At 71.9% G+C, this 16,702-nt stretch carries 10 protein-coding genes; 1 reads left to right on the top strand and 9 read right to left on the bottom strand.

The window, feature by feature from the left end; all coding sequences use genetic code 11:
• Positions 1 to 85: 85 nt before the first annotated feature.
• From ACFPP6_RS02860 to ACFPP6_RS02850, 3 genes are all read right to left on the bottom strand, one after another.
• Complete coding sequence (locus ACFPP6_RS02860) at positions 86 to 1,366, bottom strand: cytochrome P450 family protein (RefSeq protein WP_382036730.1); 1,281 nt, start codon at positions 1,364 to 1,366, stop codon at positions 86 to 88.
• A 318-nt stretch (positions 1,367 to 1,684) separates the two neighbouring features.
• A complete protein-coding gene (locus ACFPP6_RS02855; protein ID WP_382036728.1) occupies positions 1,685 to 2,509 on the bottom strand; it encodes a response regulator transcription factor in 825 nt (274 codons plus the stop codon).
• Positions 2,506 to 3,822, bottom strand: coding sequence for a sensor histidine kinase (locus ACFPP6_RS02850; RefSeq protein WP_382036725.1), 1,317 nt, complete (start codon positions 3,820 to 3,822; stop codon positions 2,506 to 2,508). Before ACFPP6_RS02850 ends, ACFPP6_RS02855 begins: the two co-directional genes overlap by 4 nt.
• A gap of 154 nt (positions 3,823 to 3,976) precedes the next feature.
• Here ACFPP6_RS02850 and ACFPP6_RS02845 point away from each other — a divergent pair, with 154 nt between their 5' ends.
• On the top strand, positions 3,977 to 5,551 hold the full coding sequence (locus tag ACFPP6_RS02845; protein WP_382036723.1) for an alpha/beta hydrolase: 1,575 nt from the start codon (positions 3,977 to 3,979) through the stop codon (positions 5,549 to 5,551).
• A gap of 51 nt (positions 5,552 to 5,602) precedes the next feature.
• Here the strand turns inward: ACFPP6_RS02845 and ACFPP6_RS02840 are convergent, their stop codons facing one another.
• From ACFPP6_RS02840 to ACFPP6_RS02815, 6 genes are all read right to left on the bottom strand, one after another.
• Entirely contained in the window at positions 5,603 to 6,874 is a 1,272-nt protein-coding gene (locus tag ACFPP6_RS02840; protein ID WP_382036720.1) for a TIGR02679 family protein, read from the bottom strand.
• On the bottom strand, positions 6,871 to 11,058 hold the full coding sequence (locus tag ACFPP6_RS02835; protein WP_382036719.1) for a TIGR02680 family protein: 4,188 nt from the start codon (positions 11,056 to 11,058) through the stop codon (positions 6,871 to 6,873). Before ACFPP6_RS02835 ends, ACFPP6_RS02840 begins: the two co-directional genes overlap by 4 nt.
• The gene (locus tag ACFPP6_RS02830; RefSeq protein ID WP_382036716.1) at positions 11,055 to 12,404 is read right to left on the bottom strand and encodes a TIGR02678 family protein; all 1,350 of its coding nucleotides are present in this window, start codon (positions 12,402 to 12,404) and stop codon (positions 11,055 to 11,057) included. Before ACFPP6_RS02830 ends, ACFPP6_RS02835 begins: the two co-directional genes overlap by 4 nt.
• The gene (locus tag ACFPP6_RS02825) at positions 12,401 to 13,951 is read right to left on the bottom strand and encodes a TIGR02677 family protein (RefSeq protein WP_382036714.1); all 1,551 of its coding nucleotides are present in this window, start codon (positions 13,949 to 13,951) and stop codon (positions 12,401 to 12,403) included. The genes ACFPP6_RS02830 and ACFPP6_RS02825 overlap by 4 nt, the downstream gene beginning before the upstream one ends.
• 208 nt (positions 13,952 to 14,159) lie before the next feature.
• Positions 14,160 to 15,446 carry an MFS transporter gene (locus ACFPP6_RS02820; protein ID WP_382036712.1) on the bottom strand — a complete coding sequence of 429 codons (1,287 nt, stop codon included), beginning with the start codon at positions 15,444 to 15,446 and terminating at the stop codon, positions 14,160 to 14,162.
• Positions 15,447 to 15,758: 312 nt separating this feature from the next.
• Positions 15,759 to 16,538 (bottom strand): DeoR/GlpR family DNA-binding transcription regulator, encoded by a 780-nt coding sequence (locus tag ACFPP6_RS02815; RefSeq protein ID WP_382036710.1) that lies wholly within the window; start codon positions 16,536 to 16,538, stop codon positions 15,759 to 15,761.
• Positions 16,539 to 16,702: the final 164 nt, after the last annotated feature.

Here is a 16,702-nt window from a genome sequence, read left to right as displayed (position 1 = left end):
TGTATGAGCGGCGGCATGGTCTCAGCGCTGCTCGCCGGAGCCGGTCGTACGACCCCGGCGGGCAGCGCATGAATCCCACCGGTGATCAGGCAGTCGCGCCACCGGCCCCGTCCAGCCGCAGCGGCAGCCGTTCGAGCTTGCGCATGCCGGACACGGGCTGCCAGTTCAGCTCCTCGGGGCGTACCGCCAGGGTCAGGCCGGGCCAGCGGGCGAACAGCCGGTTGAGCGCGATCTCGGCCTCGTGGCGCGCCAGCGCGGCGCCGAGGCAGTAGTGCGGCCCGGCGCCGAAGGAGACGTGCGCCTCACCGCGGTTCTCGTGCTGCCGGGTGACGTCCAGCCGGTCGGCCTCCGCGAACTCGCGCGGATCCTGGTTGGCGCCGCTCAGCGCGGCCATCACCGCGTCCCCGGCCTGGAACGCCGCCCAGCCGAGGTCGGCGTCCTCGGTGACGTACCGCATCCGCGACACCAGGACGGGTCCGCACCAGCGCAGCAGTTCCTGCACGGCCTGAGGCATGAGCTCCGGTTCGGCGCGGACCAGGGCCAGCTGGTCGGGGTGGGTGAGCAGCGCCCAGACGCTGTTGGCGAGGAAGTTGGCCGTGGTGTCGTGCCCGGCTATGACAAGGCTGAGCACCATCGTGACCAGCTCCCGGTCGGTGAGGCGGTCGCCGTCCCGTGCGCGGATCAGTTCGCTGATCAGGTCGTCCGCCGGCTGGGACCGGCGGCGGTCGACCAGCGCGTGCGTGTACTCCACCAGGGGGCCGATCGTCTCGCCCAGGCGCTCCTGGTCGAACGAGAGCGCGTGGGTCCAGCGCAGCCACGCGGGGCGGTCGGCGCTCGGCACGCCGACGAGTTCGCAGATCACCGTGATCGGCAGGGGGTAGGCGAACAGGCCCAGGAAGTCGGCGACGCCGTCCTCGGCATGTGCCTCCATCCCGTCCAGGAGCTCGTCCGTGAGCCGCTCGATGCGCGGGCGGAGGGCGAGCATGCGGCGCGCGGTGAATGCGGGCGACACCAGACGGCGCAACCGGCTGTGGCTCTCGCCGTCGCTGTCGAGGAGGGTGTCGGCGAGGTACGGGATGAGGTCCTCGGCGAGGCCGAGTTTCCGCATCGCGTTGACCTGCATACGCGGCGCGCTGCCGCCGGGGACCGAGGCCGGGTCGTTGGCGAACCGCGGGTCGGTGAGCACGGACCGCACGCCCTCATGGCGTCCGACCACCCACATCAACGACCCGTCCAGCGAGCGCATGGGGCAGGCCGCCGCTTGCTCCCGCAGATGCGCGTAACCGGCGTGCGGGTCGGTCAGAATGTTCGGCGGCGCACCCGCTTCGGCCGAATCGCGCTGCTTGCTTCCGGGCTGACCACTCATCTCTGCCCTCCGTCTGCTCGTGGCGGCATACTCAGGGATTGGCGACCGGCCCGCGGAGACCGTTTCCGCTGGTTCGGCGGAAACACTGAGACACTGAAACGCGGAAACGTGGATACGCGCGTTCAGAGAGGACGACGAATCCAAGGGTTCCGCGCGCGGGCATAAGACGAGGGCGTCCTGTGTCAGGACACAAAGCAATCCGGGACACCCTGCAAAGGGACTCTACCCCCGGATCGACGGCGAGTTGAAGACTTCGACGAGGGGGACCGCACGGCTTCTCGGGCCACCCCAGGGCGCCTCAGCGCGCCTCGGGCCGCATCAGCCGGTGACCCCGGGTACCACCAGACCGGACTCGTACGCGATCACCACCGCGTGGGTCCGGTTCTGTGCGCCGAGCTTCGTCAGGACGTTCCCGACGTGTGTCTTCACCGTCTCCAGGCTCACCGTGAGCGACTCGGCGATCTCCGGGTTGGACATGCCGGTGGCCATCAGCCGCAGCACCTCCTCCTCGCGCCCCGTCAGCGCCGCCTTCGGCAACGCCTCGGCGGAGGCCAGCGGGCGGGCGGTGACCATCCGGCGCAGTGCCGCCGGGAAGAGGATCGCCTCTCCGGCCGCCACCACCCGCACCGCCTCCGCGATCTGCCGGACCGGAAGCCGCTTGAGTACGAACCCACTGGCCCCCGCGCTGAGCGCGGCGGTGACGTAGTCGTCGGTCTCGAAGGTGGTGATCACCACGACCTTCGGCGGTCCGGCCACGGCCGGCTCGGCCAGCAGCTGCCGGGTGGCCTCGATCCCGTTGCGACGCGGCATCCGCACATCCATCAGGACCACGTCCGGCCGCAGCCGCCGCACCTGCTCGACCACCTCGACGCCGTCGCCGGCCTCCCCGACCACGGCGATCCCCGGCTGTGCCGCGAGCAACGTGCGCAGACCGCTGCGGGTCACCTCGTCGTCGTCCGCGATCAGGAGGGTGACGGGGGTGTTGGTGGGGCTGGTGGTGGCGGAGCCCGTACCGCCGATGTCGGTGGCGGTGGCCGTGCCGATGCCGATGCCGGTGCCGGTGCCGGTGCCGGTGCCGGTCATGACGGCTTCGCGCGCGTCAGGGCTGGTTGCGACAGCTGCGCTCGCGTCATGGCCGATCATGCCGACAACCGTATCGGCAGCCGGACCGCCAGCCGCCAGTGCTGCGGCCCGACCGGTCCGGCCTCGATCTCACCGTGCAGCAGCCTCACGCGCTCGGCCAGCCCGGGCAGGCCGTGCCCGGACGTCGGGAAGGCGCCCCGGCCCGTACCCGGGCCCGGGCCCGGGCCCGGGCTCGTCCCCGCCCCGGTCCGGTTGACCACACTGAGCTCCAGACTGTCCGCCGCGGCCGCCACGCGGACCTCGACCGGACCGCCCGCCCCGTGCCTCAACGCGTTCGTCAGCCCTTCCTGCAGGATGCGGTACGCGGCCCGGGAGAGCGTCCCCTGCACCTGCGTCAGCTCACCCGACAGCTCCGGTTCCACCACCGCGCCCGCATGCCGCAGCCTGTCCAGCAGCTCGGGCAGATCGGCCAAGGTGCGGGTGGGCGCGGTCTCCGACTCCTGCTCGCGCAGCACGCCCAGCACGTAGTCCAGGTCCTCCAGCGCGGCCCGGGCCGACTCCTCGATGCTGCGCAGGGCGGCCCGCGCCGCCACCGGGTCGGCGGAGAGCACCTCGCCCGCGACCGCCGCCTGGATCGTGGTCGCCGTCAGCGTGTGCCCGATCGAGTCGTGCAACTCGTGGGCCAGCCGGTTGCGTTCGGCCAGGGCCAGCTCCCGCTCGGCCGCCAGCGCGAGCCGCTCGGCCGGCGACGGCCCCAGCAGCCTCGGCGCCGACCACCGCAGAGCCTTCGTCACCACGACGCACACGGCTGCGGCCAGCAGGACGCAGCCGAGCGCCACCGCCCAGCTCTGCCAGCCGCCCACCACCCATACCGACCGGCCGAACAGGCTCAGTCCCGCCTCGGCGCCGAGCGGGAGGGTCAGGCCCGCGAGGAGCAGCAAACCGCTCACCAGCGCCCCCGTCCACCCCAGTGCCACGTGCAGCAGCAGCCAGAGAGGGGTTCGCCAACGGTCAGTGGCGAGAGCCGGCGCGGTAGGACTGGGCCCGGCTTCGGACGGTCCCGCGGGCCGGCTTGCGGTCAGGTTTGCGGGCCGGCGCGCGGCCACGGGGTCCGGCAACGGCACCCTCAGCAGCCGGCGGGCGGACACGATCAGCACCCTCCGCGTGGCGCGGGCCAGCCCGGCCACGCCGATCAGTGCCGCCCAGAGCAGCAGGGTGAGAACGAGTTGCACTCCATAGGGAGCGGATGGCCGAGCCAGTGTCGGCAGCATGGCGACAGGCAGCAGCGGAAGGCTCGCCAGCGCGCCGCAATAGGCGAACAGCGCACCCGAATACGTGGAGCCGCGGAGCAGCGGCCGGAAGGACCTGATCATGATCCGCCCAGTATGACCAGGCAGGTCACCGGGGGTCCTCCCCCGATCGAGGGAGCTGTTTCTCCCGCCTTCCCGCGATGTGCACCCGAGGCCCCGGAGGCCAGGATCTTGCCCTGAACAGTCGGCCGGAGAACGGCCCGCCTGCCCGCCCGCAATGGGCGAGGACGGCCCCTTCACCACTCCCCCCGTGAGGACGAGCATCACTGTGCGAAACAGACGAATAGCGCCTCTCCTGAGCGTCGGCATCGCGACGGCCTTCGTTTCGGCGCTGACACCCGCAACAGCGTTTTCCGCGCCTGAGGCTTCTGCAGCGAAGGACCCACTGCGGCAGTACGCACAGCAGAAGCCCCGGTGGCAGCGTTGCGATGCGGGGAGCCCCGCCGCCTTTCAGTGCGCAACCCTCAAGGTGCCGCTGGACTACGGCGATCCCGGTGGCAAGGAGATCGACATCGCGGTATCCCGGCTGACGGCAAGCAGCGCGACGGAACGTCGCGGCGTTCTGCTGCTCAACCCCGGCGGCCCCGGCGGGCCGGGCCTGGACATGCCCGTCGACCCGGACCTGAACCTCCCCGAGGAAGTGAAGAGGCAGTACGACGTCATCGGGTTCGACCCGAGGGGCGTCGGGCGGAGTTCTCCCGTCGGCTGCGGTCTGACTGACGACGAACAGAACTTCGAGCGCCCGTACAAGGCCGAGACATTCACTAAGGATGTGGAGTGGGCACGTACGGTGGCCGACAAGTGCCGCGCCCGGGCGGGTGACACGCTGCGGCACCTCACCACCCGCAACACCGCTCGCGACATGGACGTCATCCGTGCCGTGCTGGGCGAGGAGAAGCTCTCCTACCTCGGGTTCTCCTACGGCACCTACCTCGGCGCCGTCTACACCCAGATGTTCCCCCGGCGAACCGACCGGTTCGTACTGGACAGTGCAACCGACCCCGCGCGGTTCGGGCGGGGCGTCTTCCAGGGGATGGCGGAGGGGACCGAGGCCGCCTTCACCCGGTGGAGCGAATGGACCGCCCGACGACACACGACGTACGCACTGGGTAACGCCCCGGCCGAGGTCCGCAAGACGTTCTGGGACCTGATCGCCCGGGCCGACCGCGAGCCCGTCGTCCACGACGGAAAGCCCCTCACCGGCGACGACATCCGCGCCGAGCGCGCCATGTTCTTCCACGTCGAGAACGCCGCCCGAAGGGTCGCCGAGCTGAAGCGGGCCGCCGAGGGCAGGAAGCCGGCCGCGTCCGGCACGCCCGGGCGGGCCCCGGCCCCCGCTCCGTCGGCGTCCGCCCATGACGTCCCCTCGGACAATGCGACTGCGATCGCTTGGGCCGTCATATGCGCCGACACCCGCCCGTCCTGGCCGGACGACCCCGAGCAGTACCGCCGCGACGCGATCCGCGACAAGGCCCGGTATCCGCTGTACGGCGATTTCGCGTCCAACATCAAGCCGTGCGCCTTCTGGAAGCAGGGCAGCGAGCCCGCGACGACGGTGAACAACAAGGTCAGTGCTCTGATCCTGCAGAACGAGTGGGATCCCCAGACACCCCTGGCCGTCAGCCAGGGCATGCACCGCGCTCTGCACGGCTCCCGGATGGTCACCGTCGCCGGCGGGGAGGGGCACGGCGTCTTCGGCACCGGCTCCTGCGCGGACAAGGACGCCACGCTCTACCTGACCACGGGCAGGCTCCCGGACAAGGACCTGACCTGCCGAGCGCCGACCGGGTAAAGAAGCGAACCCGGGGATCCCGGACCCTCCGGGACTGCGACTCCCGGTGAGTCATCCGCCGATCCCATCAGCCCACACGCCGGCCTCGGCGAGATCGGCCAAAAGTACGTCGGCGACGATTTCCTCGACCACGGCGATGCCGTGGCTCGCCATCGCCGGTCTGAGATCCGGGTCCCAGGGTGCTTCGGTCAGCCGTCCGGGCGCAGGACCGCCCGGTGTACGGGCCACGGCATCGAGGTAGTCCGTTGCCGTCATGCGCCAGAGTCGGGCAGGGGTTTTGTCCAGGACGTAGGCGGCGATGCGGATGCCCTCGCCGTCGAAGTCACCGTGGTAGCGGAGCTCGGCACCTTTGCCCGCGAGGAAGCGCAGGAGGCGGATCGCGGCGCTGTTGGGCCACCCTGACCCGCAGACCATCGGCGGGCAGCCCGGGCCGAATCGCTGCAGGGCGAGGGCCAGGATGCTGGGGTTCTCCGTGACGTGAACAACGGGTCCAAGGGTTCCGGGAAGCGTGAATTCGCCCGGAGCACGCAGTTGGGCGAGAGTGAGGCTCGCCGCCTGCCCGGCTTCGGTGCACACGCGCATCACACTGGCGAGCGGTCCGTCGCCGTGGGGGCACAGCCCGGCAGTGAGGACTGTGGTGGACAGTTCGTCGTCGGCGATGCCGGCACAGGCCCACAGGCGGCGCCGGTCCTCCGCGGCCTGCGGAGTGTCGGTGCCGTAGACGGCTGCCAGTGCCCGGAGGACGACGGAAGACAGCCGGGTGCCGTCGTCCAGCGCATGAGAATCGCCGCGCAGGATCCGCGCGGCGAAGGCGGGCAGAGGCTCGCCTTGTGCGGGAAGCGCCGCAAGTACGGCAAGTGCGTCGGTCAGCAGCTCGCGGGTGCGCTCCGGTGAGCCGCCGACGAGGCCGGCCGCGCGGCAGGCTGTGGCCCAGTCGGCGAGGACGGGCTGGGCCCGTATGACGTCGTGACCCGCAAGCCATGCCCACAGGGCGGCCCGCTCGTCCTCCTGACGGCGCCGTTCGGCCGCGCGGTCCGTCAACGGGCCGATCAGGTCGGCGACGACCTCGCACACCGTGCGACCGCAGAGTTCGGCCACTGCCTCGTCGAGACGGGCCAGCGGGACGGAGGGACGGACATCCGGCAGCCGTTCAAGGCCGAGCAGGTCGGCGAGTGCGGCGCGCTGGCCGTCGTCGAGGGGTCCGAGGCGTATGCGGGTCACAGGCCGTCCGGAGGAGAGGCGGTCATGGACCGCCTGCCACACCGGGTGCAGTTCGGGCCGGTGCAGGGTGCGCTCGCCGGGGGTCGTTCCGGGGTGTGTCATGCCGGCGTCTCCGCCCCGGTCTCGTCCGCCGACAAGTCGGTCCCGGTCCATATGAATCGGGCACTGGTGACCGCGTCGTCGCCGTCCGTTCCGGTGAGCAGCTGGTGGACGGCGATGCCGGGCAGCTCCCCGTACGTGCACCACTCGTGGTCTGAGGTGAGCATCAGGTCCAGGTCGAGCGCGGCGAGCAGGGCGAAGACCTGTCCGCGGTTGACGGTGTCGACCCCGACGAATACCTCGTCCAGCAGGATCAGGCGGGGTGCTGCGGGCACGGCCTCGTAGTGGGCGGAGACGGCGGCGAACAGCGGCAGGTGCAGGGCAATCGCCTTTTCGCCGCCGGAGAGCGCGCCGTGGAGCTTCTTGGTCAGAGGCTGCCAGCCCTCTCCGTTCGCACGGTCGAGCCGGACGGTGAATCGGTGCCAGTCCGTGTAGTCGAGCACCTTTCCCAGCTGCTCCTCCCAGCTGGTGGCCGTGTCGCTGTCCTTGGCGCGGTCGATGCGGGAGCGGAAGAAGCCGTGCAGTGCCTGCCGGTCGGCCTCGGTGATCCGGCCCGGGTCCTTGAGCAGCAGATCACGGGCGGTGCGGGTGCCGTCCTCGAGGTCGGGGCGGACCTGCCAGACCAGCTGGACGGCGACCTTGGAGGCGGTGCGGACGCGCTCCAGGTGGCCGTTCATCCGCTCGACGAGGTCGTGTGCCTGGCGGATGCGGGCCGCGAGGTGGCGGCGGATGTCTCCGGTCAGGATCTGGTCGAACAGGCGGCGCTCCGCGGTGCTGATGTCGTCCCGGCTGCGGTCACGCTCCTGCGTCAGAGTCCTCAGCAGCCCCGGTGCCCCGACGCGCACGCCGTCCAGGGTGGCGGTGAAGAGCTGGACGTCGTCATCCGGCTCCAGGTTCAGATCGGCGCGGGCACCGAGGTGTCGACGGGCCTCGTGGACCGCTTCGGACAGGCGGTTGGCGGCGTCGCCCAGGTTGCGTGGGGCATAGGGGGTGTCGGGCCACTTCGCCACAGTCGCGCGGGTGGCCTCGAGCGTGGCCTTGGCGCCGTCCTCGGCGCCGAGCTCCAGCGTGATGCCGGCGTCCTCCGCCAGGCCGAGCAGGCACAGGTGCCGGAAGCGGCGTGCCGCGCCGTCCCGCGCCGCGACGGCCTGTTCCCGCAGCTCGGCGTCCCTTTCGCTGGTGGCCTGGAGTTCCCCGATGCGCCGTTCCAGGCGGAGCAGGTCCTCGCCTGCACGCCTGGCCTCCTCGCGGCAGCGGCGCAGTTCGGCCCGTGTGTCGGCGACGCGCGCGACGACCTGCCGGTAGTCCGCACCGACGGTGGACTCCACCGCTTCGAGCCTGGCCCGCAGCCCCTCGGCCTCGGCTGCCGCATCCGCTGCTTCGTCGGCCTGTTCCTCAGCGGCCTGTAGCGAGCGTCCTGCCTGCGCCGCCAGTTGGTTCGCGTTCTCGGCAGCCGCGATCGCGTTCAGGCAGGCGTCCGCCCAGGTGTCGGCAGTGTCCCGGAACGCGTCGACGGCGGTGGACAACTCCCGCAGCAGGCCGCGGTCAGTGGGCAGGCCGTGCTCCGCCGATCGGCGGCTCAGCATCCGAAGGGCGGCTGCCACGTCCTCCTCGCACCGCTCCAGGCGCGCAACGGCGTCGCGTACGGCGTCGTCCCGCACGGCCACCTGCGCCTCGGCGCGGTCCAGGTCTCGGCGCCGGGCATCGAGGTCCCGGTGGTCCGGACGGGCCGCCCGGTCCGCATCGAGACGAGCCCGGCGTGCGGCGTGCGCGCGCAATTGGTCGTCGATCACGGCCAGTGAGGCGTTCACCTCGCTGATCCGGTCGGACAGTTCGGCGATGCGGCGCTGCCGGGCCCTCTGCCGGGCGAGGGCGCCGATGTGCGCGGGCTCCGGCTTGCTCCAGGTGCCCGTGGCGGGGGCGAGCCGCCAGGCGCCGTCGGCGGAGACGGCCGCCGGAGCCTCGTCGGGCAGGTGCGTGGCGTACGCGATGCAGGCAAGAAGACGGGTGACGGTCGCGGCCGGAACCGGGATGTCCTCTTCGGGGCGCAGCACCTCCAGCAGGCTCGGCCCCGGGGCGGGCACGGCCAGGGCCGCCTCGGCCCTGGTGTCGTGGCCGGGCAGTGTGAGGCCTTCTTCGGGGCTGACCCAGGCGTCCAGCAGGCCCGCTGCTTCCAGCGCGGCTTCCACGCCCGCCTGCACGTCGGCCGGAACGTGGTCGCGGAAGGCGACCAACCGCCACAGCGGACCGCCCGCCAGGGTCGAGCGGTCGGCGGTCCGGGTGGACGGGGGTGAAGGTGGCAGACCGGTCTCCTGGCGCAGTCGCTCCACTGCCTCCAGCAGTCCGGTCCGTTCCTCCAGCAGGCCCTGGTGCACGGCCCGGGCAGCAGCCTCGCCTTCGGCGATCTCCCGCTCCACCGTGCGGGCGGCGGCGTCCACCAGGGCCGTGACCTCGGCCTCGGAGCCCGCCCGGACGGCGAGTTCCTCGCTGTCGGGGATCCGCAGTTCTGCGCATCCCCCGGCCCAGGTACGCAACCGCCCGGCCTGTGCGAAGCATGCATCCTCCCAGGCTCTGGCCGCGGCATCCCGGTGGCCGGCGGCCTCTGTGAACCGGGTGCGGTTCTGCTCCAGCGTCTCCTCGGCGGAACTGCGGTCGCGTATTGACCGCTCGTGCGCCTCCATCGCCTCGGTGACGAGCGCGATCTGTTCCCGACGGGCGGTGACCGCGCCGCGCAGCAGTTGCCGGGCGCGGCGGGACCGGTCCTCGTCCACGGCGCGGCCTGCCGGTGCGCCCGCGTCGGCCAGGCTGGATGACGCCGGCCGTGTGGTGTCAGCAGGCGGGTGCAGGGCACCGAGGTACGTCTTCGCCTCGTGGTGAACGGACTCCATGCCTGCTGCCCGAGCGGACCGGAGGGCGTCATCGGCGGTTTCCCGGGCGTGGTCGCCCAGCGTACGGGCGCGGCGTGCGGCCTGGTCGGCCAGCACACCGTCCTTGTCCGCCTGTTCCCGCCGGGACTCCGCGGCGGCGAGCGACCTCCGGGCTGCAGCCCCGGCGTCGTCGGCACTCCGGCGGAGCCGGTCGAGCTCCTCGCCCCGCTTGTAGGCGTCGCTTTCCCGGAGTCCCTCGATGGTCTCCTCCAGTGCATGCCCGCGCCGCTCGTGCTCCTCCTGCCGCGCCCGGGCCGACTCCCTGTCCTGAACAGCCTGTTCGTGCTCCTGGGTGCTCTCCCGGGCCACGCGGGTGCGGTTGTCCATCTCGGTGGTCGCCGAGATCAGCGCGGCGGCGCCGGCGCGCAGCACCCGTCGTGCGTAACTGCGCTGCCGAGATGCGACGGACTCGGCCGCCGCCACCTCGTCGTCGAGCCGCTTCAGGTGTTCGCGCTGCCGGTCCAGCCGCTCGAAGCCCTCGGCGAGTTCGGCGATCTCGCCCTCGCCCAGCGGAGGCAGGGCCTGGGAGAGGAGGGTGGACAGCAGCAACGGGTCGAGCCGCTCGGACAGCTTGGGCTGGCGCAGCTGGAGCAGGGCCGCCAGGAGCGACTCGTAGCGCTGCTCCCCCATGCCCGGGAAGAGCGTGCGCCGCACGGTGGTGCGGTAGTCGGCGGCCGAGGTGTGCACCTCGCCGCGCCCGCGCAGTGCTTCGGCGAGGGCGGCACGGGTCAGGGGTTGCGACGACGCATCGACGAGGAACAGGCCGCCGGGGCAGGCGACGCGGCCGGCGGTGGTGAAGTAGTCGGTGTGGACTCCGCTGGTGTGAACGCTCGCCTGCAGCCTGGCCCCGCAGGCGAACCACTGTTCCTCGCCGTCCTCGCCGGTGCGACGGAACTCCACCCACACGTAGCCGACACGGGTCTTGCCGACGGCTCCCTCACCCATCAGGTTCCAGTGCATCGTGCGCTCGGAGCCACCGAAGGTGGAGAGTCGGGAGGGGCGCAGGCTGGCGTCGAAGAGGAAGGGCAGCAGCAGCTCCAGGGCCTTTGACTTGCCGGAGCCGTTCTGCCCCCGCAGCAACAGGCGTCCTCGGTGGAAGGCGAAGGTCTCGTCGTAGTAGCGCCAGACGTTGAGGATGCCCGCGCGATGCGGCTGCCAGCGGCCCCGACTCGGGACTGCGTCTCGAGAAAGTGCGGCCTCCCCGGAGGCCTCCTCCGATCGCTGCACCGCACCGCGCAGCGGGAATTCCGTCACACTCACCACAGGCCTCCCTCGACCGGGCTGCCATCCGTGGCGGCCGCGTTCCCTGTCTCCTGCACGTCGCTGTCCTTTCCGTCCGCGTGTTGGTCGTGCGCGGCGGTGCTCTTCGTCTCCACGACGCGGTACCGGTGGGCGGCCGGGCGTGCCAAGGTGCGCACGCCGGCCCGGTGGGCCAGCCCGGCGTCGCACAGCACCCGCACGGCGTCCTGCGCCAGCCTCGTCGCGCCGTCCTCCGACCGGTAGGCCATGGCCCAACGGGGGAAGCGGCGCATGAGCTCACCACCGGCTTCGGAGAGCTGCTCGGGGAGCAGCCCGCCCGGCGCGGCACAGATGTGCTCCAGCAGGAGCAGCGCGGCGATCCGGGCGGTGGACGCGTCGTCGGGGAACCGGACGTCGGTGGCGATCGCATCCGGGTCCACGAGGAGGAACCCCTCGGCGCGCTCCTCCAGGACGAATCCGGCCTGTTCGACAGCACGCCGCAAGATCTGCCGCCCCGTCAGGGAGGTGACGTATGCCAGCTCGTCGGCGGTGAGGTCCACACGGTAGAGCACGGGGTCGTCGAAGAGGCGGCGTAGCACCGAGTGGCGGAGCCAGAGGTTTCGCTGTGCTTCGGAGGCGGCCTCGGGCTCGCTCTCCGTCTGCCCGTCGCCGGCCGGTGGGGCGCTGCCGCCGTAGCGCCGCTCGCGTACGAGCCCGGAGAGCAGTTCCTCGAACCTGAGCGGCACCTCGTCCGGTGGCACGGCCTGCCGGGAGGCGCCGACGGGCGCTGCGGGAAGCCGCATGAGCAGGGTGGTGTCCACGCGGTAGAGCACCTTGGCCTCCGCCGACTCCACGTACGCCTCCGTCGCGCCGTCCACGGCGCGCAACACTCCGTACGACTCCAGCAGCTTCAGGACGTCGACGAACGCCGTCCGCTCCTGCCGGTTGACCGGCTCGAAGGCGGGCAGGGCACCGTCGGCGGCGGTGGCCTGCACGACGCGTTCGGCGAGCATGCCGATGGTCGTCACCGGAATCGACAGCAGCTCGGCCGCGGCGACGCACAGCAAGACGTAGCGCCGACGGTCGAACGGGGCACGGCCTGAGCGCGGCCTGCGGGCCGGGCGGGAGGCATCGGCGGTGGGGCGGACCTTGGCCAGTCGCGCATACCCTCGCCGGGGTTCCACGACCAGGCTCCAGCCGCAGGTGTAGTCGAACCATTTGGCCAGCGGCTCACGACGGCGCCGGACCACGTCGAAGCCAACCGGATCGGCGGCTTCGGTGAGCAAAGGGCGGGCCAGGAGCAGGCGGATCCCCCGGGCGACCTCTTCCCGCTCGGCAGCCGCCAGTTGGTTGGCGAGTGTACTCATCCCGCCGCCTCCTCACTCCGGACCGGGGCGGAGGCAGGGCCCGCTGCGCCGGCAGTGGTGATCCGCACGGTGTAGTCCGGTCCGGCCAGGACACCCTGCGCGGTGCGCAGGAGGGCGGTCCGGCCGTCGTCGGGTGAAGTCAGCACGATCTCCACCCGTCCGTCCCCGGTGCTGGCGCGCCGCAGCCCGGTGGCGTCCGGGCGGGCGGACAGGGCTCGGCCCAGCAGGTCGAGCAGTCGCTCGAAGACCGCCGGATCGAGTGCGCCGAAGGACGAGAGCCGCACAGGTCCGTCAGTGGCCAGCTCTCCCCATGCCCGTGCGAGTTCCCCACGCTCCTTGCGGGCTCGCTCGGCACGATCCGCCTTGACCGCTGCTATGTTGCGCACCTTGGCCGTACGGCTGAACCGCTCGGTCCTGCCACTCGTGCGCAGCAGTGCCGATACTTCCACCGGCGGGGCCTCGGACCAGGGAAGCGATGCCGGAATCAGCTCGGGATCGGAATGGGCGAGGTGGGCGTGCCGGGCCGGGCCCAGGCCGAAGGCCGCCGACCACAGCCGGTGCAGGTCCTCCTCGCCGGGGGCCGCGGCGAACCAGCGCGCCAGCTCCCGGAAGTCCTGGACGGCGCTGGAGGAGCGGCGCCGCGACTCGTTGATCCGCTCCAGGACCTGCAGGAGCGAGACGATGGCCCGCCGGGCGATGTCGTGCAACTGGTCGATCCTCGGACGAGCCCCGTCGTCCGGAAGGAACCACGCCCGCAGGCCCGCCCAGCGCGCCCGCCGGCTCTCCAGCCAGGCGGGCGCAGGATCGTCGCCGGCCACCGGTGGCAGGTCGGCCCCGCGTAACGCCCGCTCGCGCAGCACGGCCATGCCCTGCTCCTCCACCCGGGCCACCGCGGCGGCCACGGCCTGCCCACGCCGATCCAGGTTGATCAGGAACTCCTGCAGGTACGCGACGGTGGCGGCCTTCACCTCGCGAAACACGCCCAAGTCCGTGCCCTCGGCGCGCAGCAGTCGCTGCAACTCGCCGTTGAACGCCTTGGTGTTCTCCACCAAAGCGTCCAGGTGTCCCTCCAGTTCGCGCAGGGCGCTGAAGATCCGGCGGTCCGCCGAGGAAGGTTCGTCGGCCAGAAGACACAGTTCGTCGAGACGGTCTGTGATGGCCTCCAGGACGGCGCTCTGCAGTGCCCCCTTCTCGGCGAGGACGTCCAGCGCATGCCGCACCCCGGCAAGCGCGGCCTCACCGCGCCGGGTCAGCGAGTACTGCAGGTTGCGCCGTTCGTAGTCCTCGGCCGTGCGGTAGTTCTCCGCGTGGTTCTGCACAACGTCCAGCAGTTTCCAGGCCGCCAGCTTCTTCAGCGCGTCGTGCAGTTCCTCGTCCTCCACCGCCGCAAGCCAGCCGACCGTGCGCATCCACTCGCGCACGCCGTCCAGCGCCAGCGCCGTCTCCAAGTGCTCGCCCGCCGCACCGAACGCGCCGAGCACCGCCTGGTACAGATCGGCACGCTCACCCGTGGTGAACCGGAACATCTCCGCAGGAACCCTGCGCACGACTGCACCTCCTTCCGTCATGCCACGGCCATCTCCGGTGTCCCACCGTAGAGGCAGGCACTGACATCCCGGACGGGAGGTCGTGGACCGACTGCCTCTCGGGCGGCTCGGGTTGCCGTTCTCCGGTCGTGCCCCGTGCGGGACTTGGCGGTGGCGTGGTCGCGCACCCGCGACCCAGCGCCCGGGCACCGCCGTTCGCACGCCCGGTTCAGCGGTCCGTGCCTTCTTGCGGGGACGGCAGGCGCAGGAATGCCGTCAGGAAGGCACTGGCGAGGTAGAGGACGGCGAAGACCCACATGAGGCCTTCGACGCCCAGGGGGCCGAGGAGGAGGCCCACCAGGGCGGGGCCGAGGAAGGTGCTGGCGCCCGCTCCCAGGTTCAGGGCCGACATCGCCTGCCCCTTGTGGTCGGGTGCCAGTGACGGCATCAGGGCGGAGAGCGGCACGTATCCGGCGAGCGTGGCGCCGAAGAAGCTCACCAGCACCACGGCCATGGGGAAGTCGTCGCCGGCCGCGACCGTCCCGTAGTACAGCAGCAGGGTGGTCACCGCGCAGCCGACGCCGCCGCACCAGGCGACGGTGCGCTGCCAGCCGATGCGGTCGCCGACCACGCCGAAGACGAGGTTGAAGAAGATGTTGGTGGCGAACATCGCGGAGAGCAGTCGCAGCCACTCGCTCAGGGTGAAGCCGAGCGTCTCGGTGAAGAACACCGGCAGGAAGACGAGGAAGCCGAACTGGGGCGCGGTGTTGATGGCCCGCACGACCGCTCCGGCTCCGATGCGGGGCCTGCGCCAGATGATGGCGAGCGAGCCGATCAGGGTGGCGAGGGGGCGTTCCCCGGCGGGGGCGAGGCGGCGGCGGCCGGTGGGTTCGCGGACGAGCAGCAGGGCGACGGCACCGCCCGCGGCGACCAGCCCCAGGGCGAGCCACAGCGTGCCGTAGGCGCCGATGTGCGGTACGGCGAAGCTGGCGACGAGGGAGCCGAGGGTGGGCAGGCCACCGGTGAAGGCGAACCAGAACCAGCCGACCGCGGAGCCGAGCCGCCGCCGGGGCGTCACGGCGGTGACCCAGATGAGGAAGCCGTAGGCGAAGAGGGGGTAGCCCAGGCCCCGCAGGCCGTAGCTGATCAGCAGGAGGGGGAAGTCGGTCGTGGGGAGAGCGAAGAGCAGCAGGGCGATCTGGAGGACGACCCAGATGCCGAGGCCGAGCGTCATGACGCGGCGCGGCCCCCACAGGTCGCACAGCGCGCCGGAGAACCAGGCGGCGACGCTGGCGGTCACGCCGTAGACGCTGAACAGGAGGGCCACCTGCTGCTTGGACAGGCCCTCGTCCAGCAGATAGGGCGCCAGGTAGCCGGATTCGACGCCGTCTCCGATCATGAAGACGAGGACGCCGAGGTAGCCCCACGCGAGGGTCCGGGGCAGGCCGGCGCGGTCCAGCCAGCGTCTTCGGGGGGCGCGATCGGCCGACGATGCAGGGTCCATGACAACGGTCACGGCAACCACCTTCCGGGGGCTGTACGGAGCGGGAGGGCACGCGGCGCAGCACGGGAGGGGGGTGTGGGGGTGTGCAGGTGCGCCACGACGAAGCGCCACGATGAAACGGGGCGGTGCGGGCGTCAACGCGGCAGGGGAAAGCCCCCGCGACAGCTCAGGGCGCTGGCGTGAAATCACCGTCCGGTGCGCGTCACACGGGTCCGGCGACGGTGCGTCGGCCCTGTTCAGGAAGGTGACGGTAGGGGCCTTGGGCCCGCTCGGGCACGTGAAGTGTGCGTGAAGTTCACACGGGTCGCACGGACCTCGACGGCGTCAGCGACCGGGAACGACGCGGACCTCGACGCCCTGCTCGCGCAGCCGCCGCACCTCCGGGACAGGGGTGGCGTCGTCCACCAGGACCAGGTCGAAGTCGGTGAGGGGCGCCAGCGCGTACAGGCCCTGGTTGGCGAACTTGGTGTGGTCGACGAGCAGCACGCGCCGGGTCGCGGACGCCATCATCGCCTGCTTGACCTGCACCGTCTCCGGTGACATGTGGTAGCAGCGGCCGCCGGTGACGGCGGTCGTCGACATGAACAGCACGTCGGCGCGGTACGCCTGTGCGCTCTGCGCGGCGTGCAGGCCCATGAAGGCGTCGTAGGCCGGGAAGTAGGTGCCGCCGAGCGCGATCAGCGAGATCCCCGGTTCGCGGGCCAGTGCGGAGACGACCGGCAGGGCGTTGGTGATGACGGTCAGCGGTGTGCGACCGGCCATCTGCCCGGTCAGGCCCAGGCACGTCGTGGAGTCGTCGATCATCACGACCCGGCCCGGTGCCAGGAGGTCGGCCGCGGCGCGCGCCAGCCGCTGCTTGGTCCGCGTCATCGACGTCATGCGTTCGCCGACGCTGCCGTGGAACTGCGTCGACGGCAGGCAGCTCGCGCCGCCGCGCACCTTGCGCAGCCACCCCTGGGCCTGCAGCGCGTCGAGGTCGCGGTGCACGGTCATCACGCTGACGCCGAACTCCTCGGCCAGCGCGGAGGTCCGGACGAACCCCTTGGCCGTCACCAGGTCGCGCAGCTGCCGGCGCCGCTCCTCCTGACCGTCTCCGCGCGTCACGCCGCCGATCCTCTCCGGGGCGCCCCGCACCGCCCCGCACCGGGGAGTCACGCCACCGTCACCGCCACTATCGCCATCATGTGAATCTCACATGAACCTAACATGGCGTGTTCCGGCCCGGCCCCGCCCGTACCGGTCCCGGGAAGGACCTCACACAGCGCGCG

It is taken from the genome of Streptomyces aureoversilis (assembly GCF_042657885.1).
Taxonomy (GTDB): Bacteria; Actinomycetota; Actinomycetes; order Streptomycetales; family Streptomycetaceae; genus Streptomyces; species Streptomyces aureoversilis.
Note: the sequence above shows the minus strand (reverse complement) of the source record. Positions and strands in the feature narration are given on the sequence as shown.

Coding starts and splice junctions, on each gene's coding strand:
- ACFPP6_RS02860 (WP_382036730.1), bottom strand. CDS start 1,366: ATGAGTGGTCAGCCCGGAAGCAAGCAGCGCGATTCGGCCGAAGCGGGT.
- ACFPP6_RS02855 (WP_382036728.1), bottom strand. CDS start 2,509: ATGATCGGCCATGACGCGAGCGCAGCTGTCGCAACCAGCCCTGACGCG.
- ACFPP6_RS02850 (WP_382036725.1), bottom strand. CDS start 3,822: ATGATCAGGTCCTTCCGGCCGCTGCTCCGCGGCTCCACGTATTCGGGT.
- ACFPP6_RS02845 (WP_382036723.1), top strand. CDS start 3,977: ATGGGCGAGGACGGCCCCTTCACCACTCCCCCCGTGAGGACGAGCATC.
- ACFPP6_RS02840 (WP_382036720.1), bottom strand. CDS start 6,874: ATGACACACCCCGGAACGACCCCCGGCGAGCGCACCCTGCACCGGCCC.
- ACFPP6_RS02830 (WP_382036716.1), bottom strand. CDS start 12,404: ATGAGTACACTCGCCAACCAACTGGCGGCTGCCGAGCGGGAAGAGGTC.